Annotated in this window: 26 protein-coding genes; 15 read left to right on the top strand and 11 right to left on the bottom strand. The window is 57.4% G+C overall.

All coding sequences use genetic code 11. From position 1 onward, the window contains the following. Window positions 1-44 precede the first annotated feature (44 nt). On the bottom strand, window positions 45-1,244 hold the full coding sequence (locus ACYVI2_RS01395) for an ABC transporter substrate-binding protein (RefSeq protein ID WP_415817975.1): 1,200 nt from the start codon (window positions 1,242-1,244) through the stop codon (window positions 45-47). A 333-nt stretch (window positions 1,245-1,577) separates the two neighbouring features. Between ACYVI2_RS01395 and ACYVI2_RS01390 the strand changes: the two genes are divergently transcribed. The 3 genes from ACYVI2_RS01390 to ACYVI2_RS01380 are packed head-to-tail and all read left to right on the top strand — an operon-like array spanning window position 1,578 to window position 4,240. Next, a complete protein-coding gene (locus ACYVI2_RS01390) occupies window positions 1,578-2,360 on the top strand; it encodes an SDR family oxidoreductase (protein WP_415817976.1) in 783 nt (260 codons plus the stop codon). A gap of 13 nt (window positions 2,361-2,373) precedes the next feature. Beyond that, window positions 2,374-3,318, top strand: coding sequence for a 3-hydroxyacyl-CoA dehydrogenase (locus ACYVI2_RS01385; protein ID WP_415817978.1), 945 nt, complete (start codon window positions 2,374-2,376; stop codon window positions 3,316-3,318). Next, window positions 3,305-4,240: a beta-keto acid cleavage family enzyme gene (locus ACYVI2_RS01380; RefSeq protein ID WP_415817980.1), complete on the top strand. Its 936-nt coding sequence runs from the start codon at window positions 3,305-3,307 to the stop codon at window positions 4,238-4,240. The genes ACYVI2_RS01385 and ACYVI2_RS01380 overlap by 14 nt, the downstream gene beginning before the upstream one ends. 26 nt (window positions 4,241-4,266) lie before the next feature. On the opposite strand, the gene ACYVI2_RS01375 is transcribed toward ACYVI2_RS01380, so the two are convergent. After that, on the bottom strand, window positions 4,267-5,334 hold the full coding sequence (locus ACYVI2_RS01375) for a glycerol dehydrogenase (protein WP_415817983.1): 1,068 nt from the start codon (window positions 5,332-5,334) through the stop codon (window positions 4,267-4,269). 9 nt (window positions 5,335-5,343) lie between these two features. After that, window positions 5,344-6,048, bottom strand: a complete 705-nt coding sequence (locus ACYVI2_RS01370; protein ID WP_415817985.1) for a GntR family transcriptional regulator — start codon at window positions 6,046-6,048, stop codon at window positions 5,344-5,346. A gap of 112 nt (window positions 6,049-6,160) precedes the next feature. Here ACYVI2_RS01370 and ACYVI2_RS01365 point away from each other — a divergent pair, with 112 nt between their 5' ends. The 4 genes from ACYVI2_RS01365 (at window position 6,161) to ACYVI2_RS01350 (ending at window position 10,505) form a co-directional block, all read left to right on the top strand. After that, window positions 6,161-7,033 carry a transketolase gene (locus ACYVI2_RS01365; RefSeq protein WP_415817987.1) on the top strand — a complete coding sequence of 291 codons (873 nt, stop codon included), beginning with the start codon at window positions 6,161-6,163 and terminating at the stop codon, window positions 7,031-7,033. Window positions 7,034-7,035: 2 nt separating this feature from the next. Further along, window positions 7,036-8,016 carry a transketolase family protein gene (locus ACYVI2_RS01360; protein ID WP_415817989.1) on the top strand — a complete coding sequence of 327 codons (981 nt, stop codon included), beginning with the start codon at window positions 7,036-7,038 and terminating at the stop codon, window positions 8,014-8,016. An 81-nt stretch (window positions 8,017-8,097) separates the two neighbouring features. Beyond that, window positions 8,098-8,904 (top strand): shikimate dehydrogenase family protein, encoded by an 807-nt coding sequence (locus tag ACYVI2_RS01355; protein WP_415817992.1) that lies wholly within the window; start codon window positions 8,098-8,100, stop codon window positions 8,902-8,904. Next, complete coding sequence (locus tag ACYVI2_RS01350) at window positions 8,904-10,505, top strand: GMC family oxidoreductase (RefSeq protein ID WP_415817994.1); 1,602 nt, start codon at window positions 8,904-8,906, stop codon at window positions 10,503-10,505. The genes ACYVI2_RS01355 and ACYVI2_RS01350 overlap by 1 nt, the downstream gene beginning before the upstream one ends. Before the next feature lie 55 nt (window positions 10,506-10,560). Here the strand turns inward: ACYVI2_RS01350 and ACYVI2_RS01345 are convergent, their stop codons facing one another. The 7 genes from ACYVI2_RS01345 to ACYVI2_RS01315 form a co-directional block, all read right to left on the bottom strand. Next, on the bottom strand, window positions 10,561-11,619 hold the full coding sequence (locus ACYVI2_RS01345; protein ID WP_460490251.1) for a nucleotidyl transferase AbiEii/AbiGii toxin family protein: 1,059 nt from the start codon (window positions 11,617-11,619) through the stop codon (window positions 10,561-10,563). After that, window positions 11,594-12,190: a DUF6088 family protein gene (locus ACYVI2_RS01340; protein WP_415817997.1), complete on the bottom strand. Its 597-nt coding sequence runs from the start codon at window positions 12,188-12,190 to the stop codon at window positions 11,594-11,596. The genes ACYVI2_RS01345 and ACYVI2_RS01340 overlap by 26 nt, the downstream gene beginning before the upstream one ends. A gap of 263 nt (window positions 12,191-12,453) precedes the next feature. Then, window positions 12,454-13,938 carry a SulP family inorganic anion transporter gene (locus tag ACYVI2_RS01335; RefSeq protein ID WP_415817999.1) on the bottom strand — a complete coding sequence of 495 codons (1,485 nt, stop codon included), beginning with the start codon at window positions 13,936-13,938 and terminating at the stop codon, window positions 12,454-12,456. A 319-nt stretch (window positions 13,939-14,257) separates the two neighbouring features. Continuing rightward, window positions 14,258-15,439 (bottom strand): acetylornithine deacetylase, encoded by a 1,182-nt coding sequence (gene argE / locus ACYVI2_RS01330; RefSeq protein ID WP_415818002.1) that lies wholly within the window; start codon window positions 15,437-15,439, stop codon window positions 14,258-14,260. A 50-nt stretch (window positions 15,440-15,489) separates the two neighbouring features. Next, window positions 15,490-16,467, bottom strand: a complete 978-nt coding sequence (locus ACYVI2_RS01325; RefSeq protein ID WP_415818004.1) for a LysR substrate-binding domain-containing protein — start codon at window positions 16,465-16,467, stop codon at window positions 15,490-15,492. 179 nt (window positions 16,468-16,646) lie between these two features. Further along, entirely contained in the window at window positions 16,647-17,318 is a 672-nt protein-coding gene (locus tag ACYVI2_RS01320) for a DUF1028 domain-containing protein (protein WP_415818006.1), read from the bottom strand. A 19-nt stretch (window positions 17,319-17,337) separates the two neighbouring features. Beyond that, complete coding sequence (locus tag ACYVI2_RS01315; RefSeq protein ID WP_415818009.1) at window positions 17,338-17,751, bottom strand: RidA family protein; 414 nt, start codon at window positions 17,749-17,751, stop codon at window positions 17,338-17,340. 277 nt (window positions 17,752-18,028) lie between these two features. Here ACYVI2_RS01315 and ACYVI2_RS01310 point away from each other — a divergent pair, with 277 nt between their 5' ends. The 8 genes from ACYVI2_RS01310 to ACYVI2_RS01275 all read left to right on the top strand — a co-directional run bounded on the left by ACYVI2_RS01310 (window position 18,029) and on the right by ACYVI2_RS01275 (window position 25,021). Beyond that, window positions 18,029-18,811, top strand: a complete 783-nt coding sequence (locus ACYVI2_RS01310; protein ID WP_415818011.1) for a maleate cis-trans isomerase family protein — start codon at window positions 18,029-18,031, stop codon at window positions 18,809-18,811. A gap of 72 nt (window positions 18,812-18,883) precedes the next feature. After that, window positions 18,884-19,681 (top strand): transporter substrate-binding domain-containing protein, encoded by a 798-nt coding sequence (locus ACYVI2_RS01305; RefSeq protein WP_415818013.1) that lies wholly within the window; start codon window positions 18,884-18,886, stop codon window positions 19,679-19,681. 101 nt (window positions 19,682-19,782) lie between these two features. Beyond that, window positions 19,783-20,496: an ABC transporter permease gene (locus tag ACYVI2_RS01300; protein WP_415818016.1), complete on the top strand. Its 714-nt coding sequence runs from the start codon at window positions 19,783-19,785 to the stop codon at window positions 20,494-20,496. Continuing rightward, window positions 20,486-21,175: an ABC transporter permease gene (locus ACYVI2_RS01295; RefSeq protein WP_415818019.1), complete on the top strand. Its 690-nt coding sequence runs from the start codon at window positions 20,486-20,488 to the stop codon at window positions 21,173-21,175. The genes ACYVI2_RS01300 and ACYVI2_RS01295 overlap by 11 nt, the downstream gene beginning before the upstream one ends. A gap of 112 nt (window positions 21,176-21,287) precedes the next feature. Then, window positions 21,288-22,079 (top strand): amino acid ABC transporter ATP-binding protein, encoded by a 792-nt coding sequence (locus ACYVI2_RS01290; RefSeq protein ID WP_415818022.1) that lies wholly within the window; start codon window positions 21,288-21,290, stop codon window positions 22,077-22,079. Window positions 22,080-22,222: 143 nt separating this feature from the next. Beyond that, entirely contained in the window at window positions 22,223-23,248 is a 1,026-nt protein-coding gene (locus tag ACYVI2_RS01285; RefSeq protein ID WP_415818025.1) for an ABC transporter substrate-binding protein, read from the top strand. A 94-nt stretch (window positions 23,249-23,342) separates the two neighbouring features. Next, entirely contained in the window at window positions 23,343-24,197 is an 855-nt protein-coding gene (locus ACYVI2_RS01280; RefSeq protein WP_415818027.1) for an ABC transporter permease, read from the top strand. A gap of 2 nt (window positions 24,198-24,199) precedes the next feature. Further along, a complete protein-coding gene (locus tag ACYVI2_RS01275) occupies window positions 24,200-25,021 on the top strand; it encodes an ABC transporter permease (protein WP_415818029.1) in 822 nt (273 codons plus the stop codon). A 65-nt stretch (window positions 25,022-25,086) separates the two neighbouring features. On the opposite strand, the gene ACYVI2_RS01270 is transcribed toward ACYVI2_RS01275, so the two are convergent. After that, window positions 25,087-26,058: a 2-hydroxyacid dehydrogenase gene (locus ACYVI2_RS01270; protein ID WP_415818031.1), complete on the bottom strand. Its 972-nt coding sequence runs from the start codon at window positions 26,056-26,058 to the stop codon at window positions 25,087-25,089. Window positions 26,059-26,064: the final 6 nt, after the last annotated feature.

Below are 26,064 nucleotides of genomic sequence, written 5' to 3'. Positions count from 1 at the left end.
GCCGCGGGCCGTTTCTTTTGAACGGCGCTGCAGCGGCAAATCATTTACTTGTTAAAGATGGGCTTGCCTTGAGCGAGATTTGACGGCGCGATGGTGACGAGTTTGCCGTCTTGCCACTGCATGACGTAGAACGTGGATGCCTTGTTCTGGCCATCTTCGCCAAATTCAAAGCCCCAGCCATTGGCTGTTTGTCCTGCAGGTTTCTTATAGGCCAGCACAGCCTCGCGGATTTTTTCGGGGTCGGTGGATTTGGCGTTGCCGATGGCTTCGAAGAATGCCTTGGCACCTACGTAGTTGGTCAGGCTGTGGCCGGATTGCGGGTCGCTTTTATAGGTGGTTTTATAGGCCTGCAGGAACTTGTCCAACCCCGGAGCGCCCGCCGGATTGATCGAGGATTGCGGGAAATCCAGATCAAAAACGCCGTTCATATCGGCGCCCACGGCCTTTGCGGTGTCCGCCAGCGAATAGCCGCCGCCCGCGCCGATGACGACTTTGGGTTTGAACCCGCCAGCGCGTGCTTGGCTGAAATACAGGATAGCGTCGTTCTGATAAGCCGTCTGCAGCACCACGTCAACCTTGGCGCCTTTCAGGCGCAAGATCAACGACGACAGATCGACGGTCTTGGCCGAGTAGGGCAGGACTTCTGCCACGGTATAGCCCAGCTCCTGGGCACGTTTTTTCTCGGTGGCTGCGACGTCCGTGCCGTATGGGCCGTCTTCGTGAATGATCCCTATCCGGATTTCTTTGGGGTTCAGCCCCATGCCTGGCGCGACGATGTCATGCAAGGCATCGATCACTGCGGCCCCGTACAGCCCTGTATTCGGATTGCTGCGGAACAGGTACTTGTAGCCGCGGGTCGTGATTTTGTGCGCGGTCGCACCCAGTTCGAAATAGGGGATGCCGGCAAGTTCGGTCACGGGCGACGCGGCATAGGAAATGCCTGAGGCATAGCTGCCGAATACTGCTGCCACACCTGAGGAGACCAGGCGTTTGGTTTCGGACACGGCCTGGGTGGGATCAACTGCGTCGGCCTTGAGAATCTCGATCTTTTCGCCGTTGACGCCGCCTGCGGCATTGATTTCATTGACCGCCAGCTCCAGGCCTCGATAGCTCTCCTGGCCCAACAGCGCCAGGGCGCCGCTGAACGGAAACAGGGCGCCAACCTTGATATCTGCCCATGCGGTGGTGGCCGAAAGCGCGCTGCATAACCCTAGTGCCAATGTGAATTTTTTGATTTTGAACATTGTCTCGCTCCATGCGTTGATGTGGGAGTGCGTGGGACTTTTCAGAGAGTCCGTCTTGGTTTTTATAATATATGATATATGAAATTTTGGGCTAAAAACGCCCTGTTCGATTCTAGTTGCCGAGGGAATGAGACGAATCGGGGATTTCCCTAAATCCGCATAAGCATCGGATTTTGAAAGAATTTTTTTCGTTATCCATCAGGTTCCTGTTCAAACTGGGGCGGCGGACGACGAGTTTGGCGTTGCAAAAATTTTCTGAGCATGAAGTGAAATTATCATATATCGTATATCGAAAATAAAGCGAGACACGTATAACAATTCGGAGACTCAGGTATGTTCGAAGAGGTTAATTACGCAGGCAAAAAGGTGCTGATCACCGCGGGCGCGGATGGATTGGGCCTGGAGATGGCCAAGGTCTTTCACCATGCGGGCGCGACCGTGTTCATCTGCGATGTGAATGACACTCGGCTGGCTGAGGCGGCGAGCCAGCTACCAGGATTGCATGCGGCGCATGCGGACGTGTCCGATGAAGTCAGTGTCGAGCGGTTGTTTGCCCAGGTTCGCAACGAGTTGGGCGGACTGGATATCCTCGTCAACAATGCGGGCGTGGCTGGGCCGACGGGATTCGTAGAGACACTCAGCAAAGCCGACTGGGATCGCACGCTGGCGGTGAATATCACGGGGCAGTTCCTGTGTGCCAGGCAGGCGGTGCCGTTGCTAAAGCAGTCGCAAGCCGGTGTCATGATCAATCTGTCGTCGGCGGCAGGGCATTTGGGCTTTGCCGGGCGCTCTGCCTATTCCGCATCGAAATGGGCGGTGATCGGTTTTACCAAGACGCTGGCGATCGAATTGGGAGCTTATGGCATACGCGTGAACGCCATATTGCCCGGTGCGGTCGAGGGGCCGAGAATCCGGGCAGTGATCGAGGCCAAGGCCAAAACGCTGGGGCGTCCGGTCGCAGAAATCGCCGAGCAATACGAGAGTCAGGCAGCCTTGGGCCGTATGGTGAGCGCGCGCGATATCGCCAACATGGTGCTATTCAATGCCAGTGAGGCAGCGCGCAGCGTCAGTGGGCAGGCAATTGTGATCGATGGTTTTACGCAAAAGCTCTATTGATCGAGGATCTCTCATGCGTACTGTTGCCGTTATTGGCGCCGGCCTGATAGGCCAGGGTTGGGCCATTGTTTTTGCACGCCGCGGTTGGAATGTCAGGCTGTACGATGTGCAGACCCAGGGCTTGGGTCAGGCTCGCGAATTGATTGTGCAGCAATTGGCAGAACTGCAGCGCTATGGTTTGCTGGACGACGTACAGGCAGCTGCTGATCGCGTCAGTATTGCCGAGTCGTTGCAGGCTGCATTGTCGGGTGCGGATTATGTGCAGGAAAATTCGCCGGAACGGCTGGAAATCAAGCGCGCCGTCTTTGCCGAGCTGGACCAATATGCCGAACCCCACGCCGTAATCGGCAGCTCGACATCCAGCTTGCCGGCCAGTGAATATACGGAGTCGTTGGCCGGCAGGCATCGCTGCCTGGTAGTGCATCCCGTCAACCCGCCGTATTTGATTCCATTGGTCGAGTTGTGCGGCGCCCCGTGGACGTCACCGCAAACGATAGAAACCGCACGGCAGATCATGCAGGAACTGGGACAGAAGCCCATCACGGTCCGGCACGAGATCGAAGGCTTTGTGTTGAATCGTTTGCAGGGCGCGCTATTGCACGAGGCGTTTCGGCTGGCGGCAGCGGGGGTGGCCAGCGCCGAGGACATCGATACCACGATCAAAGACGGCCTGGGCCTGCGTTGGTCATTCATGGGGCCATTCGAGACCATAGATCTGAATGCGCCTGCAGGCCTGGCAGACTACTGCGCCCGTTATGGCGGCCTGTATCAGTCGATTGGTGCGACGCAGTCTCAATCCGTGCCGTGGGACGAGGCATTGGTGGGATCGCTGGAGCAGCAGCGCCGAGAGCAATTACCGGCGAGCCAATTGCAGGAACGCCGATTTTGGCGCGATGATCAGTTGATGAAATTGATGCGTCACAAGAACCAAACTGGAGACGAGCATGGCCAGAGCTAAACCGAAGATCGTTATCACGTGCGCCGTGACAGGCGCCATTCATACGCCCAGCATGTCGCCGCACCTGCCGGTGACCGCTGACGAGATTGCGGAGGCGGCGATTGGCGCAGCCGAGGCGGGCGCAGCAGTATTGCACTTGCATGCGCGCGATCCGCAGACTGGCAAGCCATCCCAGGATCCTGAATTGTTCCGGCCGTTCCTGCAGAAAATAAAGGAACGTACCAACGCCATCATCAACATCACGACGGGTGGCAGCCCGCATATGACGGTAGAGGAACGCATGCGTCCGGCGACGACGTTCAAGCCCGAACTGGCATCGCTGAACATGGGGTCGATGAACTTCGGGCTGTTTCCCATGCTGGACCGGTTCAAGGAGTTCAAGCACGACTGGGAGCGCGAGCATCTGGAAAACAGCCGTTCGCTGATTTTTCGCAATACGTATCAGGACATCGAGTCCATCCTGACCTTGGGCAATCAAAACGGCACGCGTTTTGAGTTCGAGTGCTATGACATCAGCCATTTGTATAACCTGGCCCATTTCGTCGACCGCGGCCTGGTCAAGTCGCCACCGTTCATTCAGTCGGTGTTTGGCATCCTGGGCGGCATCGGTCCCCATCCGGAAGACCTGATGCACATGAAGCGCACGGCGGACCGGCTATTCGGCAACGAATACGAATGGTCCATCCTGGGGGCGGGGCGCAATCAGATTCCGCTAGCGACTATCGGCGCCGCCATGGGATCGAACGTGCGTGTTGGGCTGGAGGACTCGCTATGGATCGGGCCGGGTCAACTCGCCGAGTCAAATCGTGTGCAGGTCGAACGGATTCGCACGATTGCAGAGGCGTTGAACCTCGATATCGCGACGCCCGATGAAGCGCGAGAAAAGTTGGGACTGAAAGGCGCAGACAACGTGGCGTTCTAACGTAGAGCACCACGAGACGCAGCGTCCTAACGCCGCCGCAGCGCGTCGACCAACTCTTGCTCGGTCAGCGTGCGATCGAAATTGGTCGCATGGCGCGCGGCCAATGTCAGCGTGGCGGCTTCGTGCAACACCGCATCGTCGATGGTGCCCGCCGCACCTAATTCGCTCAGTCGCGTTGGTAATCCTACCTGCGCATACCAAGCCAGTAGATCGTTCAGCATGGTGTCGGAACGATGCTCCAGATCCAATTGCACCAACAGTCCCACGGCGACTTGCAGGCCGTGCAGGGCCTGCCCTATGCCTGGAATACGTGGCAGGCCGCGAGTCAGCGCATGGGCGATCGACAGGCCGCCGCTCTCGAATCCGAGGCCGCTCATCAGAATCATGGCTTCAACGACCCGTTCGAACGCCGCTGTCGGGCGGCCGGTGCCTGCCGCGTCCAGTGCGGCCGCACCATCGGTCAGCAGCGTGCGCATGCAGCCCTCGGCAATCAACTGCGCCGTCAGTGTCGACGCCGCGTTGAACATGTTTTGTCCTTGATTGCGGAAACACTGTTCGGCTTCGAATTTTTTCGAGATGGCATCGCCCATGCCGGCACGGAAAAACAGGGCAGGGGCGGTGCTGATGACCTCGGTGTCCACCAACACAATGGTCGGATTGAACAGCATGTGTTCGACCGCCAGCAGATTGTGATGCGCGTCGTACAAGACGTAGTTTTTGCTGGTGGGGGCGTCGTTAGAGGCCACTGTCGGCACGGTGATCAAATGCTGGTGTTGGGCTTTGGCCACGGCTTTGCCCGCGTCCAGTGCCTTGCCTCCGCCCACCGCGATCACCATATCTACCGATTGCGCCTGCGCCTGGGCCCGCAGCGAGGCAATCGTATCGGGCGTCATTTCGCCCTCTACGATCAGGGGGATCAATTCCACGTTTGCGGGTTTGCAGAGATCGGCCAATCGCTCATGCAGTACGCCATAGACATAGCTGTCGATGACAAGTGCGGCGCGCCGTCCGAACAGGGCAGCCGATTCGCCAAGCGTGCGCAATGCCCCGGGGCCCTGGAAATAGCGGCCCGGACCTCCGAAAACCTTCAGCATGGTGTCTCCTTATTTACGTGGTGTCGTGCTGAGAAATTGTTGTTCTTTTTCTTTCTCGACCAACCAGTCGATCATGATCTGTCCGCCCCATACCAGGTCGGCCTGGATCGCTGTGCGGGCAGCCTCGGGATCACGGGCGATCAAGGCGGCCAGCACGGCCTCGTGGCGGTGTTCGTCGGTCGAATAGTCCAGCCCGGCGGTCTTGATATGAAAGACCTTCAGAATGGGGCCCGTGATCACCCAGAACGACTCCACGGTAGCGCGCAGGATCGGTTTGTTGCTGGCCTCGAGGATCGAGAAATGGAATTTGCGATTCAGGGCGCTGGCACGCTTGGGATCCGTCGAGGTGCAGGAAATGAATTCCTTTTGCAGCGCTATCAGGTTGTCCAGTTGTTTGCGGGTGATGTTTTTGGCTGCCTCGGCCGCGCCCATGCCCTCGAGGTGAAAGCGGATCTGCTGGATTTCCCGCAGCTTTTCCGAGTTCACATAGGGCACGTAGACCGCCGTTGCTGCCTGCATTTCCAGGCCTTGCTCGCTGATCAGCCGAAAGATGGCCTCGCGCACAGGCGTAATAGATACCCCCATTTCCGCGGCCAGCTCTCCAATGATCAGGCGCTCGCCAGGCTCGTATTGCCCATTGATCAAGGCATTACGGATCTCGTTATAGACCTTGACGGAGAGGTTTTCTTTTTTGACCGGTTTCAGGCTCGACATGACGTGACAGCGCTTGCAAGTGACGGGACGGTGAATTCTAGCTTGCCATAGCGTATTATCCGAATTTGAGTATATTATATATCATATATCTTGAATAGAAGAGGAGACAGGCATGGCATCGGATGAGCAGTGCCCCGTGGCGCAGCCCCCCACATCACAGCAAATTGCGCTGCTGCGCGACAAAGCACGCTATATACGACTGGAAACGATCCGACTGATCGAGATCGCAAAAGTCGGTCATTACAGTTCCGTGTTTTCCTGCGCCGAGATATTTGCCGCGCTGTACTACGACGTGATGCGCCTGCGTGCGGGTGAACCCGATTGGCCGGATCGCGATCGATTCCTGATGGGCAAGGGCCATGCGGCCGTCGGTCTGTTCCCCGTGCTGGCGGACCACGGATTCATCTCGCGCGAGTTGCTGGATGGTTATACGCGGCTGGGCAGCCCGTTGGGAGACCATCCGGACATGACCAAGGTGCCGGGCATTGATTTCAGTTCTGGCTCGATTGGGCACGCGCTGTCCAACGGTATCGGGATAGCATTGGGTGGGCGCATGAATCAGCGTCCCTATCATGTGTTCGTCATGCTGGGCGATGGCGAGATGCAAGAAGGCCAGGTATGGGAAGCCGCATTGTTCGCTGGCCATAACAAGCTCTCGCGATTGATCGCCATCATTGATCGCAATGGCTATCAACTGGACGGCAAGGTCGACGATGTCGTGGGGGTAGAGTCGTTGCGCGATAAATGGACCGCGTTTGGATGGGAGGTGCACGAGGTCGATGGTCATGACCTGAATGCCTTGACGCACACCTTGCGCAAACTCAAGGCCGATGGCACACGTCAAAAGCCAGCTTGCCTGATCGCCCGCACCGTCAAGGGCAGAGGCGTGTCGTTCATGGAAACCGAGCCCGGTTGGCATTTGGGGTATCTGGCGCCCGCCGACGCACAGATCGCCATTGACGAAATCCAATCGCAGGAGATCTGAACATGACACATACCCTGAGTCCAGAGTCTTGGCAGTATCGCGCACTGAATGCGATGAATCCCGGACTGAGCTATTTGTCCAACGCCCTCATTGAGTTGGCCCATGAGGGGCATCCCGTGGTAGCGGGGTCTGCCGACCTGCAGTATTCGAATGGCCTGAATCGTTTTGCCGCCGCCTATCCGGATCGCTATGTGCAGTTTGGCATTTCCGAGCAAAACATGGTGTCCGCCGCGGCAGGGCTGGCGACGACGGGGGTGATGCCGTTCGTGGCGACATTCGCGTCGTTTCTGGGATTGCTGTGCTGCGAGCAGATACGCATGGATGTCGCGTATACGAAACTGCCAGTGCGGCTGATCGGCCATCATACGGGGATCAGCCTGGGGTTCTACGGCACGTCGCATCACGCTACAGAGGATATTTCGACTATGCGCGCGATCGCCGGACTCACAGTGGTGTCGCCGGCGGATGGCGCGCAATTGGCGTCGGCCATCAAGGCCTCGGTCGATTGGCCCGAGCCGATTTACTTTCGGATCGGCCGTGGCCGAGATCCCGAGGTTTATCCAGATGGTGTTCCGTTTGAGTTCGGCCGTGCCATTGAGCATAGCCTGGGCAGTGATTTGAATATCATCGCATGTGGCATTACCGTCAGCGCGGCATTGCAGGCTGCGCAAGCGCTGCGGGATCAAGGCTATTCCGTGGGGGTGATAGATATGCCGACGATCAAGCCCCTGGATCGTGATGCCGTACTCAAAGCAACGGGCGCGTCGTCGCGTTTGTTGACGGTAGAGGAACACAATGTTTTGGGTGGCCTCGGATCGGCGGTAGCGGAAGTCCTGGCCGATATCGGCAGCGGGACGCGGCTGCGGCGGCACGGCATCTATGACGAATACAGCTTGATTGCGCCGCCGACCACCTTGTATGCCCATTACAAGCTGGACGCTGAGGGGGTAGCGGCCGTTGCGTTGGAGCAATTGCGGTCTTGAAGTTTCGATTTTGGTTGCGCCATGCGCGGTATCGCTGCATGGCGTGCGCTGGCATTGATAAGTGCACAAAGGAATGACAACGTGAAAGAAATCACTGGTACGACCCGCCTGTACGGCATTCTGGCCGATCCCATTCATCACGTAAAAACGCCTCAGCGGTTGAATGAGTATTTTGCGCAGATCGGTCACGATGGCGTGTGTGTGCCGTTTCACGCGACTCCGGACAGTTTGGCCACCGTCGTCGCGGGCTTGCGGCAATTGCGCAATCTGGGTGGATTCATTGTCACCGTGCCGCATAAGACTGCGATTTTGCAGCTGGTGGACGAGGCCTCCGATGCGACGACATTGATTGGTGCGGCCAATGTCGTGCGCCGCGAACCCGATGGGCGGCTGGTGGCGGACATGCTGGATGGCGAAGGCTTTGTGCGTGGCGTACTGGCCGCTGGTCATGAGCTGCGGGGCAAGACCGCCTATATGGCCGGAGCAGGCGGAGCGGCAAACGCGATTGCCTTTGCGTTGGTCAAAGCTGGCGTGGCCAATCTGACTATCGCAAATCGCACGAGTGCCAAGGCCGAGGATCTGAAGCAGCGTATTCTCACGCTGTATCCCGATGCACGGATTCATGTGGGCACACCCGACCCGTCAGGGCACGAGATCGTGGTCAACGCCACGTCGCTGGGTTTGGCCGAAGGCGATGCCTTGCCATTGGAGGTCAATCGCCTGACGCCGGACCAGCTCGTGTGCGAGATCATCATGCAGCCCAAGGACACGGCCTTGTTGCAGGCCGCACAGGTGCGAGGATGCCGTATTCATTATGGTGCCCCTATGTTGGCGTGCCAGATTCCGCTGATGGCTCAGGCCCTGGGCGTGCCGGGGGCAGGGCAGTGATGCATCAGTACGACTTCATCATCGTAGGGGGCGGGACGGCTGGCTGCATTCTGGCCAATCGATTGACGGCCGACGGCAAGTATCGCGTGCTGATGTTGGAGGCTGGCACGGATGCACGCAGCATGTGGATTTCGATTCCCGCCGGTTTTAGCAAGCTGTTAGTGAATCCGGTGTTCAACTGGCGGTTTCAGACTGAGCCGGAGGAAAACGTACTGGGTCGAACCATTGCGGTGCCGCGCGGCAAAGGACTGGGCGGTTCTACCTTGATCAATGGCATGATCTATGTGCGCGGCCAAGCCGGCGATTATGATGCCTGGCGTGATGATGGCGCGACCGGTTGGTCGGCGGCGGATGTCGCGCCGTATTTTCAGAAGATCGAGAACTATGCGCTGGGTGGTCCGAATCGCGGTACATCCGGGCCCATGCATATTGAGCAGGTTTCCGAGCGCTACCCAATCGCCGATGCCTTTCTGGCGGCGGCGCAAGAGGACGGTCAGCCCATCAATGCCGACTACAACGATGGCGATCAAGAGGGCTTTGGCTATTATCAGGTGGTGCAGCATCGCGGGCGTCGCTGGAGCGTGGTCGACGGCTATCTGAAACCCGCATTGGGACGCAAGAATCTGACAGTGATCAGCGGTGCGCACGTGTTGCGCTTGTTGTTTGAGGGGCAGCGTTGCGTGGGTGTGGTTTACCAAAAAGATGGCCAGCAACACACCGTGCGCTCGAGCCGCGAGACGCTGCTGTGCACGGGGGCGATTCAGACGCCTCAGGTGCTGGAGCTATCTGGTGTGGGTGATCCCGAGAGATTGCGAACGCTGGGTATCGACGTGGTGCATGCACAGCCCCGCGTCGGAGAGAACTATATCGATCATTTCGCCACGCGGATGAACTGGCGTGTGCGGGGCACGGTGACTCTGAACGAAATGTCCAGAGGATGGCGCCTGGCCAATCAGGTCTTGCGGTACTACGCGTCTCACAAAGGCATACTGACGCTGGGCACGGGCCTGGTGCATGGCTTTGTAAAGTCCGCGCCGGATCTGCCGAGCCCCGACGTGCAGTACTTTTTTGTGCATGCCAGCTATGCGAACGCGGCCGAGCGCATTCTGGATCACCATCCCGGCATGACCATAGGGGTCGCGCAACTGAGGCCCCAGTCTGTGGGCAGCATCCATATCAAAAGTGCTGATCCGTTCGATGCCCCCGCGATACGTCCCAACTTTTTGAGTGCAGAAGAGGATCGCGCGAGCTTGGTGGGAGGGATGCAGGTGGCGCGGCGTATTGTGGGGCAGCCCAGTATGCAGCGATATATCGAACAGGAAACCAGCCCGGGGGCGGCGGTGCGAACGGACGATGAATGGTTGGATTTTGCGCGCCGGAACGGACAAACCATTTATCACCCCATAGGCACATGCCGCATGGGGTCGGACGCCACCGCAGTGACGGATCCCCGTTTGCGCGTACGGGGGGTAGCCGGCCTGCGTGTGGTGGATGCGTCAGTGATGCCGCGTATGGTGTCGGGCAATACACAGGCCGCGGTGATGATGGTGGCGGAAAAGGCGGCGGATCTTATTTTGGAAGATGTGCGTGTGTCGGTGTGACGAATAGCATACGTGGGAAGGGGAGCAACGACGAGAATTACAGGGATATATCAGTCTAAACTGATGCCGCCCGCTGCCTGGCGACTTGGTTCAATTTCACCTGGAGTTCAGCGCATGCCTCCATCAGTTCGTGGAAGGGTAAAGCATGCCCTATCATCACGTCATCCGCGAGCATGGCGGCATAATCGTCCTCTAGGGCTGCTCGCGCTTCTCGCTCGGGGACGATCTTCAAATGTCCACCGGTTGCTGTACCGTAGTTGATGGCTTGGCCGCTCGGATCCTTTTCGATGAAGAAGCAGGATTTATGATGAGCGACGGTCTCCGCTACTGAATGATCAGCAACGACGCTTTCAAAATGAGGCCCGCTAGCTATCGCGACCAGATCGTGCCAATGCCGCGAGTAGCGTTCGCTGCGAATGCGGCCTTGCGCACAGAATACGTGGGCCGCCGTTGCTTTCTCCCAAAATGTGCGCGAGATGCTCATGACCAGTGGCGAGGAGGTGGGGAATGACACATCGGGCAAGAAAGCTGCGACATCGCAATTCACTGGGAAAACTTGGTGGGGCTCGCCTGTAGCGCGGCCACCGAACTCCAGAGTTACAACCGGCGCGACGTAGCCGGTGCCCAGCGTTAATGCGGGATATCGTAGGAATAGCTTGTCTTTTTCGTGGCCGCCCAGCTCAAGTTGGCCGGCCAGGTGTTCGCGCGCCAACGCTGCCTGAAGCACAGGTTGTATGTTTTCCATGATCCAGTTTGGCAGCCGATGGCGAACCGCTTGTGTCCACTTGGTTGCTTGACTGCGGCTTGCGGGCAGGCCGTTGCCTGAGCCGATTAAGTCCGGTATCAATCTGCGAATGTCATAGGTCAGGTCGATGTCTTCGGAAAATCGGTCGATAACTTTATAAACCTTTGATAGCGAAGTGCCGCCCTTGAATGTCAGGTGGGCTGAGAGGGGCGATTCAAATAGACAGCGAAGGGTCCATACAACCCATATGTCTTTTTCTAAGAGGTGTGCCGGGCGACTGCTATTGGCACGGGCATACTCCAGAGCTTCCCGTTGATCCTTTTTGCTTAGATCGAAGAAGTACTCAGTCACGGAATGCTTCTTTTCCAATCGCCTGCGCCATCCACGCTGGAAGGGTTGCACGTGCTGAGGTTAGCGCCTGCCATTCTGAGCGTGGAAGCGTGCGATGTAGTGAGGCTAACGACTCTCTCGCATGCGCTGGTCCGATCCAGGCTAGTGCACGTACAGCGGCTCCGGCCGGGCGTGAGCCTAGTGCCAACATCCAGCGCGGTGCGCGTTTTACCTGTATCTCAGATCGTCCTAGCTTCAGTGTGATGCTACGGCCCGACGTCAGGTAGACCTCACGAATTGGTACTTGTTGAGTCAGCCCTAAGGCATTGGCCGCGCTGGCACCATGCGGCATGACGATTTCGCCGCTGTGTTCGGCCAACGCCTGGACGACTTTTTCAGGCGACGGGGCACGCGAACCAAATCGACTGGAAACGGGGGAAGAGTAGAGGCCACGAGCGACGCGTAGTAGTTTGCCGGCCCTGCATAGCCGCGAGAATGCTTGATCCACCGCTGCCCGGCTGCCCAGATGCAAAAATTCCTTAGGCGAAAGTACCCCTCCCTCAGGAAGAGCCCGTGCTTGTCGAAGGATCGTTTCCGGTAGCGTGTCCATGAGATACTCTCATTTAATGTCAGAAACAGTATAACAGTTTCTGACATTGGCAATGTTGCAAATTCTGAGAAAACAGGCGGCTCGGTCGCCTGAGGCCATTCTTCTTAACAGGTGCTTGTCTGGGCGACCGCGCGACTATGTCGAAAGGCTTGCATGCATTGTGGCAAATCGACAGAGCAAAGCGTGGTGTTGACTAAACAGTCCCTCAGAATCGGACACATATCCAATCCCTGAGGCTGTTTGTCAGTATTTTTTCTAGTTCGTTAATGGGATGAGGTAGGCAGGGCCGTTCCGCCCGGCTTGTCATGCGTCGCGTATTTCTCGATCATCGTCGCGCTGGCGCGGTTCAGGCCTGTGACGGTCACTTCGATGCCATTGCGGCGGAATTTATGAACGATGCGATCCAGTGCCTCGATCGCGGTAATGTCCCAGAAATGGGCGTGCGATAGGTCCAGGTGTACGGACGAAATTGTTTCTTTGAAATCAAACTCCGACACCAGCGCCTCGGACGAAGCAAAGAAGACTTGGCCGCGTACCCGGTAGTGGCGCTCGCTCGTTTGTGAATCCAGCGTGGATTCGACCGTCAAAATGCGACGGGCTTTTTCGGTAAAGAAGATCGCGCTCAGCAACACGCCCAGGCCTACGCCAATGGCGAGATTATCGGTCGATACCACCGCAGCGACCGTGGCGACCATGACTACCGATGAGGTCTTGGGGTTGGTTTTCAAGCGGGTAATGGAGCGCCAGTCGAATGTACTGATCGACACCATGATCATCACGGCCACCAATGCGGCCATGGGGATCTGCTGGACCCAGGGGCCCAGGAATACAACAAGCACCAGCAAGAAAGCGCCCGCGATAAAGGTGGACAGACGACCGCGGCCACCGGATTTCAGGTTGATGACGGTCTGGCCGATCATGGCGCAGCCAGGCATCCCGCCTAAAAATCCCGCGACGATGTTGGCGCAGCCCTGGCCCCGGCATTCGCGGTTTTTGCTGCTGGGTGTGTCGGTGTAGTCATCGACAATGCTGGCCGTCATGAGCGATTCGAGTAGACCGACCAAAGCAATACTGACCGAATAAGGAAAGATGATGCGCAAGGTGTCCAGCGAGAACGGGACCTCGGGAAAGGCAAAGATCGGCAGCTCGTCCGGGAATGCACCCATGTCGCCGACGGTGGGCACATCCAGATGCAGCGTCATGGAAATGGCTGTCAGGACGATGATGCAGATGAGCGGCGAGGGCACGGCCTTGGTCAGGCGGGGCACGAGATAGATAATGGCCAGGCCGCCCGCGACCATGGCATAAACGTAGGGCGGGACGTTGTGCAGTTGAGGCAACTGAGCCAGAAAGATCAGAATGGCCAGCGCATTGACAAAGCCGGTGATGACGGAGCGGGACACGAAGCGCATCAGCGATCCCAGCCCCAGAAAGCCGGCGCCGATCTGCAGCAGTCCGGCCAGGATGCCGGCGGCCAACACATATTCCACACCGTGATTCTTGACCAGGGATCCGATCAGCAGCGCTACGGCGCCAGTTGCTGCAGAGATCATTCCCGGGCGGCCACCGGCGATCGCGGAGACGACGGCAATGCTGAACGCTGCATAAAGGCCGACTTTAGGCTCAACGCCTGCAATGATGGAAAAGGCGAGCGCCTCGGGAATAAGTGCCAGCGCGACCACAATGCCGGCCAGGATGTCGCCTCGAATGTTGGAGAACCATTCGTCGCGTAGAGAATGCGTGTGCATGAAAGGGCCTAAAGAGAAAATATGAAGCAGGCCGGCAGGAGGGCGTGATGGGACGTGAGTAGCGCAAACGAAGTGATTTCGTCACAGAAGGGGCAAACGACCCTGAAACTCATCAGATGCTGAGGGAGCGTCACGACGGCGCCGATGTAGGCGCACGCGAACCACGAACGTCCTGTCCGGTCAAGGAGATGACAGAAAAGGGTTCGTGGCGTAGTTACATGGGTAGAGGTGGCAGGCGGGTTGGATCGCACGCGGCGCAGTAAGCGCCAGCGTTTTCAAGTGGGCCGGATTTTAGGTGATTGTGTGCAATGCGTCCAATTCACGCCGGCGAGCAGAGGTAATCCGTCAGTCGAGACAGCATCAAATCGCAGGCCGCGATTTGCGAAACTTCCACGTATTCGTCGGCTTTATGTGCGACTTCGATGCTGCCGGGGCCGCAGACCAAGACGGGCGTCTGATCCCATTGTTGGCGAAACAGACCGCCCTCGGTGCCAAAGGCAACCTTGGTGCGCGCGGTGTCTGGAGGCAGCAGGGAGGTGAGCAAGCGGACTGCCGATGAGTCTTCGTCGGTGGAGAGGCCTGGATAGGCGTTGATCAGTCGAACATCGGGCGGGGCGGCATCGGGATGGGCGTTATTGGCCGTCATCCGTGCTCGCGTGACCTCCAGAATGTGGGCCAGGATTTGCGCGGGGTCGTCTTCTGAAACGTTGCGGATTTCAAAATCGAGTTCGCATTCTTCAGGAACAATATTCAGCGCACGTCCGCCGCGTATCGTGCCTACATGCACGGTCGAGTAGGGAATGGCATAGCCGTCTTCTTGAGGGCCTGACTCGGCAAGTTCCTGCTGGACTTCGCGCAACGCGGTGATGAGATCAGTTGCGGTATGAATGGCGTTGACGAATCGCGGCGCCAAGCCGGAGTGGCCAGCTTGGCCGCAACACATTGCACGATAGGCGGCTTTGCCCTTGTGGCCTGTACCGATTTTCATGAGTGTCGGTTCGCCGACGATGCACAGCGAGGGCGCGGGTAGCTTACCCTCCAGTGCGCGCAAGAGATGGCGTACGCCTACGCAGCCGATTTCCTCGTCAAAGGACAGCGCCAGCAATAACGGGCGTTTCAGGGGTTGACGCGCCGCGTTGATCATGGCGACGACGGCACAGGCGACAAAGCCTTTCATGTCCGAACTGCCCCGTCCATAAATGCGGCCATCGCGTTCGGTAGCCTCGAAGGGCGGAAAGGTCCAGGGCTGGCCTTTTGCCGGGACGACGTCGGTATGGCCTGACAGCAGGACCCCGGGGGTGTCCTGCGGACCGACGCTGGCGAATAAATTGCAGCGCGAGGCGTCTTGCGGATCCGATACCAGCGTTGACGCGATGCCGGCCTCGCTCAATAACGCCTGTACGCGTGCCATCAGATCCGCATTCGGAGTCAAGGATACTGAGGGAAAGGCAATCAGTTCGCGCAGCAAGTCAAGGCTGCTCAAGGACGAAGTGTTGTTCATAGAGGGGCGCGTAAAGGAGGATAGGACGTCAAGAATGCTGTGATGATAGATCAGGATTTTTTGCTTTCGGTCCTGTTGGATAAATGGGGGTCGAAGAAACTCGCCGCGCTCATCCCAGGAATGTATTGATCGGAGATATAGGCGCGGCAGCGTTGCATGAAGGCTTGTGTCAGTCGGGATGGCTTCATCGGCTTGTATGTGGCCAGGCCGAGCAACATTGGTCGTTGTTCGCCCACCAGGCGCAGGCGTACGAGCCGTTTTCCATCTAGAGATTGCGTGGATTTGGGGCGTACGTTGAACAAGGCGTAGCCGATGCCATTGGCGACCATGGATCGGACAACGTCCTCCGAGCGGGAGCGTGCGACGATATTGGGCTCGACGCCGGCCTTGGAGTAGAGCGATGTGAAATACTCCTTGCTCATGGGCAGGTCCAACAGCACCATGGGTTGCGGGGCCAATTCCTCAAGCGTGACCGCCAGTTGTTGCGCCAGCGGATGCAGTTCGCTAACCAGCACGTGCGGCGGCAGACGTGCCAGCGTCTCAAAGCCAATTTCTTCGCCCAATTGCAGGTCATAGGTGAGGGCGATGTCGATTTCCAGCGTGTGCAGCTTCTGAATCAGGTCTTGCTGATTGCCTTCGGCCATATGCAATTCGACCGTGTCAAAGGCACGCGAAAAGCCAAAAATGACTTCCGGCGCAATCATGGCCGCCAGTGACTGAAAGCATCCCACGCGAAGTACGCCGCGCAGGGTATCGCTGGAATCCGAAGCGATTTCGTACAGGCGGGAGGCGCGCTCCAGCAGGTCTTCGCATTCCTGCATCACTTGAGTGCCGACTGTCGTCAGCGCCAGGCCCTTGGACGGATGCCGTACAAATAGTTGCGTGCCCAATTCGGTTTCTATGTGCGCAATGGCGGCCGAAATAGAGGGCGGTGAAATATGGATCTGGGCGGAGGCCGAGGCGATGCTGCCGTGTTTGGCAGTGGCCACAAAGTACTCCATCTGACGCAGAGAAATGCGATTAAGCATGATGGCAACGGAATGGAAGCGAGTGCAGTGGATGGGGGCGGTACGTGCGCCGTGGCTGAGATGTCGTCAGCGTTGACGCCGGGCGCCGGCGGCTGTGATACCGCAGTGTATCCACTCTGCTTGGTCCGAGGCGATGGCGCATTTCAAGGGTGCCCATGCCCTGCAGGCTCTGCGCGCAATCAGAGGTCGCCGGGAACGCCAAAGCTCGGCGCTGCGCGTGGGTCCCGTGCTCGCGTGATGTAGTCCTGTACCTGCGGCTCATAGATCTTCCAGGTCGCATAAAGCGCCTGGACAGGATCTGCATCGAGCCAGTCCAGGCGCAGGTCGATCATGGGCCAATCCAGTTCTCCATAGACTAATAGTCCGGCGGAATGGACGGGGCCTTCTTCCCCTCCAGCCTCCTGTCCGGCCAGCATCGCCTGCATCAGCCGCTCGGCCAACGAACCCTGTGCGCTCTCGAAAGCCGACAGCATGACGGCGGGCACGTCCAGCGACGCCAGCATGTTGCCCGCGCAAGCTGCGTGTTCGCCCGCTGCGCTGGCCAATGTTCCGAGGGCGCTTTCACCCGTAAAAATCGCCGGCGGGTGAGTGGCGTTGATGGCCATCAGTTGGCGGTAGGCGATGAAAGGGCGCTGTTGCAACGCTTCGAGCGCTTGCTCAGGAGTATTTCCAGCAGCCAGTAAGTCCAGGACCATAGGTCCCAGGCCCGGATCGGTAATGTTTTGACTGACTGCGGCACCCACACCTGGCCGGGCGCGAATGCAGCGTGACGCGACGGCAGGGGAAGAGGAAGCGACGGCTGCGCCGAATTGGCCCGTAGCGGGGCAGCGCGCAATGATCGAGAAAGTCATGGTCAGCGCCTGGTAGGGGTTAATCCGGAATGACGGCAGTAGCGTCGATTTCCACCAGCCATTCCGGGCGGGCCAGGGCGGAGACCACGATCCCCGTGGATACCGGAAAGACGCCTTTGAGCCAGCGTCCGACAACACGATATACCGCTTCCCGATAGCGAGGGTCAATGAGGTAGATGGTGATCTTGCACACGTGTTCGAGTTCGCCGCCGGCTTCTTTGAGCAGCATGGCGATGTTTGCCATTGCTTGCTCCGCCTGGCCTGCGGCATCGCCGATGCATACGCTTTCCGAGGTTTCCAGGTTCTGCCCTATCTGGCCGCGCAGGAAGACCGTGCTGCCGCGTGCGACCACGGCCTGGCAGAGGTCGTTGTCCAGATTCTGTTCGGGATAGGTGGCCTTGGTATTAAAGCTGCGTATGCGGGTGTGTTTCATGGTCGTCCACCGTGAGTGAATGCGTGCGATGCGCGTTGTGAGGCTGGTGTGCCGCTGAGGCGAGGCCCTTCATAGTCAGCTCAGGAGTGGATCACGCCAATTTGTTTTTTCCGGTGGGTGGTCTCGGAATTTCCGACCGTGAACGCGGCGGGCCAGCCGAAGGCCGCGTCAGGAAAGGCGAGTCATTCCTAAGGAAATCGCGAATTGGCCCGGTGGGCGGCGGCTCTCATACTTGTTTGCGTCTGAGGGGAAGCCACCTGATCACAAGAGGAATTTAATGATTCAAGAACACACAATGCCGGGATTTCGCTATGACGGTGCAGGGAGTATGACCCGTATTGGATTGATTTACATCGCCTCTAGCGTGGTCATGGAAGAAGAAATGTGGGCCATGTCTGCACCTGGGGTTTCTACCCATACCGCCAGAATCAAATTGCCGAAGGTCACGGTGCAGGGCATTGAGGAAATGATGAGCGCGCCGGAATTGGAGCAAGCCGCTCGCCTGGTAGGGTCTGCACCTATTGATGTGCTGCTATTCGGCGGAACCAGTGCGTCTTTCCTGCATGGCACAGCTTATGACCATGCGCTGATCGAAAAACTGCGTCAATGGGTACCGGGGATTCAGGTCACGACAGCCTCTACGGCAACACTGGCGGCGCTGAAAAAGGTCAAGGCCGGCAAAGTGGCGCTGGCGACTCCGTATCTGCCGGAGATTCACGAGCGCGCTATCCGATTTCTCTCGGAAAATGGCCACGAGGTGGTGAAGAGCTCCTATCTAGGCATTTCCGATGATCACGCGCTGGCCGAAGTGCCTCTGGAAAAAGTGTATGAGCATGTGTTGTCGGTCGATCATCCCGATGCTTCCGCAATTTTCGTCTCGTGCACCAATTTCAGAACGGTAGGCGCCATCGAGGCACTGGAGCAACGCTTGGGAAAACCGGTGATTTCTGCGATCCAGGCTTCGTTCTGGCATTGCCTGGCATTGATGAATGCTGCTGGCGCGAAGCCCGGTTATGGCGAGTTGTTTACTGACAGCCTCGCCCAAGAAAACAGGAACTGAGCGAGGCTTGCCCCTCATTCTGTTTGAGGGCTGATTGATCATCCAACGTCAATAACGCAAGGGGAAGTCAAGATGCGTAGAGGTCAAGTTTTCTTTTCAATGGCAGCAATCGTCGCGGCATGGTCGGTAGGGGCAATGTCGCCAGTGTCAGCGGAAAAACTGGTGCTGGGCAATGAGGGTAGTTATCCGCCGTTCAGCATGGTCGCTGCTTCCGGCCAGCTCACCGGGTTCGAGCCCGATCTTGCACGGGAAATGTGTAAACGCATGAATGTGCAGTGTGAAATCGTCGTGATGGATTTCAAGGGGTTGATTCCCGCGTTGTTGCAGAAAAAGCTGGATGCGGTGGCGACACAGACCAAGCCACTGCCCGAGCGCAAAGCCAAAGTGCTGTTCGGCAGGCCCGTGCTGTTCAATCCGGACTCTTATGTGGTCCCCGCGGACAAGGACTATGCGTTTACGAAAGAGGGACTGAAAGGCGTGCGTATCGGGTTGCAGCGTGGGTCTGCACAGGCCAAGTATGTGACTGAAACCTTCGGGGATGCGGTGCAGGTCGTGTTCTACGACAATCCAGATCAGATCCGCCTGGATCTCGCCAGCGGCCGCCTGGATATGAGCTTGGGGCCAAAGATCAGCTGGACGAATGAATTCTTGTCCAAGCCCGCCGGGAAAAACTGGAAATTCGCTGGTGGCGATTTATGGACAGGGGGCGGCGAGGCCGGTTCCAGTTGGATCGCACGCAAGGATAGCCAGGCTTTGCTCGACAGGATGAACCAGTCTATCGACAGCATTATTCGCGATTGCACGTTCACGAAACTGCGCAAGCAGTACATGGAAGTGGAGCTGTTGCCGGAAGAGGCGGCCTGCCGGTAGGTGCCATAGATGCAGACCATCACATGCGCCAGCGTGCGATGGTCCCGGCAGGTTTTAGGGCCTGTACGGCTCAAGGTCTCCATGTTCACAAGGATACTCCCATGCCATTGTTGGGATTTGTGCAACAAATGGGTATTGGTGCGCTGATGACCATTCAGGTCGCGGTGTGCGCCTATTTGCTTGCGCTCGCCATCGGAATACTGTTTGCGCTGGCGACGCTGAAGCCCAAGAATTTGATGAGAATCGTCTGGGTGCCGTATGTCTCGGTTTTCACGGGCGTTCCGTCGTTGCTGATTGCCTTTCTTTTCTTTTACGCCGGGTCAGGCATGCTGAACCAACTGGGTGCGTTGGTCGGGATGGACCTACAGATCGAAATCACGCCCTTTATGGCGGCGGTCACGGCATTGGGCATGGTGTACGGCGCCTATTTGACCGACCTGATTCGCAGCGCCATCCAGAATGTGCCGCGAGGGCAGTTCGAGGCCTCGGACGTGTTGCTGGTGCCGCGGCCGGTGACCTGGGTCAAAGTCATTTTGCCGCAGGTATTGCGCCTGGCGCTGCCAGGGATGACCAATATGTGGATCGTGGTGTTGAAGGACACCGCATTGGTCTCGTTGATCGGGCTTAAAGAGATCATGGCCTATGCGAAACTGGCGTCGGGCGTGACGAAAGAGCCGTTTGTCTATTATCTGTTGGCGTCGGTCTTTTTTCTGGGCATGACCTGGTTGACCTACTTTGTGGCCAGGCGGGTAGAAAAATGGACGGAATGCGGCTTTCGGCCCGTGGTGACCAAAGGACGCGCTCATGCACTTTGATGTCGAAATCGCGTGGGAGAGCCTGCCCGCTTTGTTGAACGGCCTGGGAACGACATTGACTGTGTTGATCCCGGTGCTGATTCTGGGTCTGCTGTTTGCATTGCCTGTCGCGCTGGCGCGTCTGCAACCCGGACCCAGATCGACTGTTGCCGCCATGTATATCGGGTTTTTTCGTGGTGTGCCGAGTCTGGTCTTGCTATACCTGATCTATAGCGGGCTGCCTCAACTGACAATCGTGCGCGATACCTTTTTATGGCAGTTTTTCTCGAATGCCTATGTCTGTGCCTGGTTGGGGCTGGCGTTGACGCATTCGGGATTCATGGCGGAGATCATCCGGGGAGGGCTGGCAGCGATCCCGGCAGGGACCGTTGAGGCGGCGGCCACGCTCGGGCTGACTCCCCGGCAGATTTTGTTTCGACTGCGTCTGCCGATGGCTGCGCGCTACGTGCTCAAGGCGTATCAGAACGAACTGCTCATCATGGTCAAGAGCACGGCGGCGGTGAGCGCGATTACGCTGGTGGATCTGACATCCGCAGCCAATACGGTGTTCGATTACACCTACGATCCGTTTACGCCATTGATGACGGCGGCAGCGATTTATTGGTGTCTCATCAACATGCTGCGTTTCGGTTTTGCCACGGCGGATAGGAAGCTTAACCGTCATCTAGTCAAGTCCTGAGCCCGAAAGGGAGCGTCGAGCGGTCACGTCCGTCGTCTTGGCGACACGATGCGCCGAGGAATGGGATTTTTCTTCACTACTTCTGTCTAGGCACATTGACATGCAAGCTGGAATGAATACTTCCGTGCGGATTGAGGCTATCAATCCGAGGGTACCGAGCACACCTGCTGATGCGCAGGCTGCGATATCCATCAAAGATCTGAATAAGTTCTATGGGTCGTTCCAAGCGCTGCGTCAGATTAATTTGGAGATTGCCAACGGCGAAATTGTCGTGTTGTGCGGGCCGTCGGGCTCTGGGAAATCTACGCTCATTCGCTGCGTCAATCATCTGGAGCCGCATGACTCCGGCCAGATTCACGTCAACGGGGCGAGACTGACGCCGCGGACGGCGGATATCGAACATGTCCGTCGTCAACTGGGGATGGTCTTCCAGAGTTTTAATCTCTTTCCGCACATGACGGTGTTGGAAAATTGTACGTTTGCACTCAGATTGGCATTGAAGATGCCGGTGAAGGACGCGGAGTCAGTCGCCTGCGGCTACCTGGAGCAGGTCAACGTACTCGAACAAGCAGACAAGTATCCGATTCAATTGTCAGGGGGACAGCAGCAGCGCGTGGCAATCGCGAGGGCGCTTTGCCTGAAGCCCCGCATCATGCTTTTCGATGAGCCGACCTCCGCGTTGGATCCGGAGTCTGTTGGATCGGTCTTGCGCATTATGGAAGATCTGGCTGCGACGGGGATCACCATGGTATGCGTGACGCACGAGATGGGTTTTGCTCGACGCGTGGCGGATCGCTGTGTATTCATGGAGCGGGGAGAAATCATTGAGCAGGCCGAGTCGGAATGCTTTTTCAGGACGCCCCGAAGCGAACGATTGAAACACTTTCTCGACCAGGTGCTGTGAGCCAGGCCGGCACCAGGGGCGTCAGGAAAGGTGAGCCATTGCTAAGGAAAAGGCGAATTGGCCCACTAGCGTGTCTCTCGCATTATTGGTGCTGCTCCACTCGGAAATTCTGGCGCATCTATACACACTACAAGGGGTATGCAATGATTCAAAAAATCTTGACGGCTGGGGTTTTATCCAGCGTATTGTTTGCGGGCGCCGTACAGGCCGAGGATGCATTGGTGATCAGCACCTGGGGCGGCAGCTTTCGGGATCTGATAGACGAGAACATCGGCAAGGAGTTCACTCGCCAGACAGGTGTGCCGGTCAAATACATCACCGGCGGTACGATAGACCGGCTGAATAAAGCCAAGTTGGCCACTACCCCCGAGAGCGATCTGACGTTTACAACATCCCATATCGGCTGGCTATACGTCAATGGAGGGTTGTTTGAACAGCTGGACACAAGCAAGCTGACGAATTATTCGCATTTGGTCGACCGCGCCAAAATCAGTCCGTATCACATCGGCAGTTGGGCTTACGTATACACCATTGGTTATCGCCCTGATCTGGTGCCGTCGAGCATCACGTTCAATAGTTGGAATGACCTTTGGAATCCGGAACTAAAGGGGAAAATTGCTTCGCCTGATTTCGATCCCAGCCACATTATCGATATTGCTGCGATTCTGTCCAGCGGCGATGCCAGCACCTGGGAAAAGGGTCAGGACAAACTCAAGGCACTAAAACCTAATTTCAAGGCTTTTTACACCAACGATGCCAATAGCCAGCAGTTGATCTCCACCGGTGAAACGCCTGTGCAGATCCTGTTGTCGATGAATGCCTATCACATGGTAGGTCAAGGCGTACCTATCAAGGTAGTCATGCCCAAAGAGGGAGCGGTTCTGGGCGTGGATTCCATGGGCATCATGAAGGGGTCGAAAAAGGTCGACTTGGCCTACAAATTCATGGACATCGCGCTGTCGCCCGACGTGCAAGCCAAGATCGTGGCCTATAAAAAGGCCAGCCCTGTGGTGGATAACGCCAAGGTTTCATCCGAAGACGCGGCGTTGCCTGGCGTATTCACGACTAAAGAGCAGTGGGCAACTCAGGCCATCGTGATTGACGACAAATTGCGCGCCGAGAAAACGGCCGAATGGCGCAAGTGGTTTACCGAAAACATCATGAACTGATGGTGTCAGCGCATGAGATGATGCCCCGGCCGCCCAGTCGCCGGGGTATCTGCGTTCCGATATAGGACAACGTAGACGGAAGATCATTCGAGTTATGGACACACGTTCCGGACTAAGAGCATGGCTGGTGTCTCCGGCGGTTTTGGTGGCGTTTTGCATCTGCGTGGCGTTGGTGACGGTATTTCAGTACAGCCTGCGCACGTACGTGCCGGGCTCGCTGGATGTCGGTGGGCTGACGCTGGCCAATTTCACTGGGTTGAACAAACCGATTTATTTGGACGCCTTCTGGAATACGCTGCTGTTAAGTGCAGAGACGACGGTTTTATCGTTGCTGGTGGCGTATCCATTGGCTTATGCAATGGTCAGAGTGCGCAATCGTGCGCTGAAGTCTTTCATCCTCATTGTCTCGGTCACACCCTTGTTTCTGGGTGAGATCGTGCGCACGTATTCATGGATCATTGTGTTGGGGAACACTGGCTTTATTAATACGATGCTGCGAAAGTTGGGGTTGATTGAATGGCCGCTTGAGCTGATGTTTACGCACTTGGGCGTGCTGGTCGCGCTGGTGCATGTCACGATTCCCATTGTGGTGTTGATGCTGGCCACCGCGATTTCGCATATTGATCGCGATTACGAAAAGGCTGCTCAGAGTCTAGGGGCGGGGCCGATTCGGACTTTCCTGACGGTGACTTTGCCTTTGTCGATGCCGGGCATCCTGGCAAGTGTGACGACGGCGTTTGCATGGACGTTCAGCGCATTCGCCACGCCGCAAATGATAGGCGGCGGGCGCGTACCGACGGTGTCGACGCTGGTGTACCAACTTGGTTTTTCTTCGATGAATTTTCCGCTGGCTGCCAGTCTGAGTGTCGCTGGGCTGGCGTTGACGGCGGTGGCGCTATGGGGGCTTGGTCGAATGACACGACGGCTCAAGGCAGTGGGAGGTCATTAACCATGAAGATTCGAAGTTCTTTGCCGTTGCCGTTGCGCGTGGCGGCCCCGGCGCTTGTATGTCTGATACTGGCTTTTGTTTTATTGCCAGTGGTGGTGGTGACGATGGCGTCGTTCAACGACAAGGCGCTATTGACGTTTCCTCCGCAGACGTGGTCGTGGCGATGGTTCATCCGGGTATTTACGTACGCAGACTTTCAACACGGATTTCGTGCCAGCCTGATAGTCATGTTCTGGTCGTCACTGATTGCTTTGGTGATTGGAACCGGATTGGCGATTGCAGTGAAACGGATGGCGTTTCCGGGGAAAGATACCCTGCAAGCGATCTTGCTTTCGCCTTTGGTGATCCCTCACTTTACTCTCGGGTTGGGCCTGCTGATTCTGGTGGCGCAGTTCAGGGTGGATCGCGGCTATGCATTGGTGATCTTGTGCCATGTGATGCTGGTGCTGCCTTTTGTATTGCGTAGCGTTTACGTCTCGATGGAGAATCTGGATGAACGCCTGGAGCAGGCGGCGGCGAGTTTGGGGGCGTCGCCGCTCAAGGTGCTGTTGACGGTGACGATCCCCTTGCTGGCGCCCGGATTGTTTGGCGGCTGGCTGTTTGCCGCCATCATGTCTTTCAGTGAGTTCACGGCATCGCTGTTTGTGACGACGCAAAACACACAGACGCTCCCTGTGGCGATGTACAACTATGTGCGCGAGTTCGCAGACCCGACATTGGCCGCGTTATCGGTGGTCTACATTGCGGTGACTGCCAGTTTGCTGGCGTTTGCCAATTATTTTCTGGGCCTCGGCCGGGTGTTGAATATCGAGGACAATCAGTAGGGCAACATTCGAGAAAAAAGGAGGCGGAAGTTTCGCCTCCTTTTGGCCGCAGTTCATTCCGCAGTTCAGTAACCGCGTAATGGGTCGATCTGATTGTTGGGTTGTTCGCCTCTGGAGACCCTGAGGATATTTTCTGCGATCTGCGCGGCAGCAGATGAGGGAATGGCGACGGACGCGAGGTGCGGTGTGATCAGCACATTGTCCATGCGCCATAATGGGTGGTCCGCAGGCAGTGGTTCACGTGTAAAAACATCTAGCGTAGCCGCGCCAAGATGACCATTGTTCAGCAGGTCGGTCATTGCATCCTGATCGATCAGGGCGCCCCGAGCGACGTTGATCAGGGCGGCGCCTCTGGGAAGCCTCGTGAGTTTTTCGCGGCTGAGCAGGCCCTGCGTCTGCGGCGTCAGCGGCAACATGACGACCAGGATATCGGCCTGGGATAGAACCGTGTCGAGTGTTTCCAGGCCAGCAAAACACTGGATGCCGGCAAGCTGCCGAGGCTGTCTGGACCAGCCTAGCACCGTCAGCCCCTGGCGTTGCAGCTCATTGGCGGCATAGGCGCCCAACTCGCCCAGGCCCAGGACGGCGACGCGGATGTCTTCGGCAGACCGAGGGTGGCGATAGGCCCATTCGCCACGCCGCTGTGCTTGCTCAAAGTGAGGGATATCCCTGGCATAGCGTAGCGTGGCAAAGAGTACATAGCCCGCCATCATGCGAGCCATGTGAGGATCGGTGAGCCGCGTAATGGGTACACCAGCGGGTAAATCCCCGCGGCCGACGAGCGAGTCTACGCCTGCGCCCAGATTGATGATCAGACGCAGGCTGCTCATCTCGTCGAAAAAGCCCTCCGGCGGCTTCCACGCTAACGAGAAATGTACACGGGTCGGGTCGGTGATTTCACTGGCCTGCAGAATGCGCAGCGTGGGAAGTTGTGCCTGAAGGGCATTTTTCCAAACGATGAAGTCATCGAATTCACTGTAGAAAACAAGATCCCCCGACGGCATGGTCGCGGGGGCGAGGGGGGAGCGCTGGGGCATGATAAT

It is taken from the genome of Bordetella tumbae (genome assembly GCF_054780995.1).
Note: the sequence above shows the minus strand (reverse complement) of the source record. Positions and strands in the feature narration are given on the sequence as shown.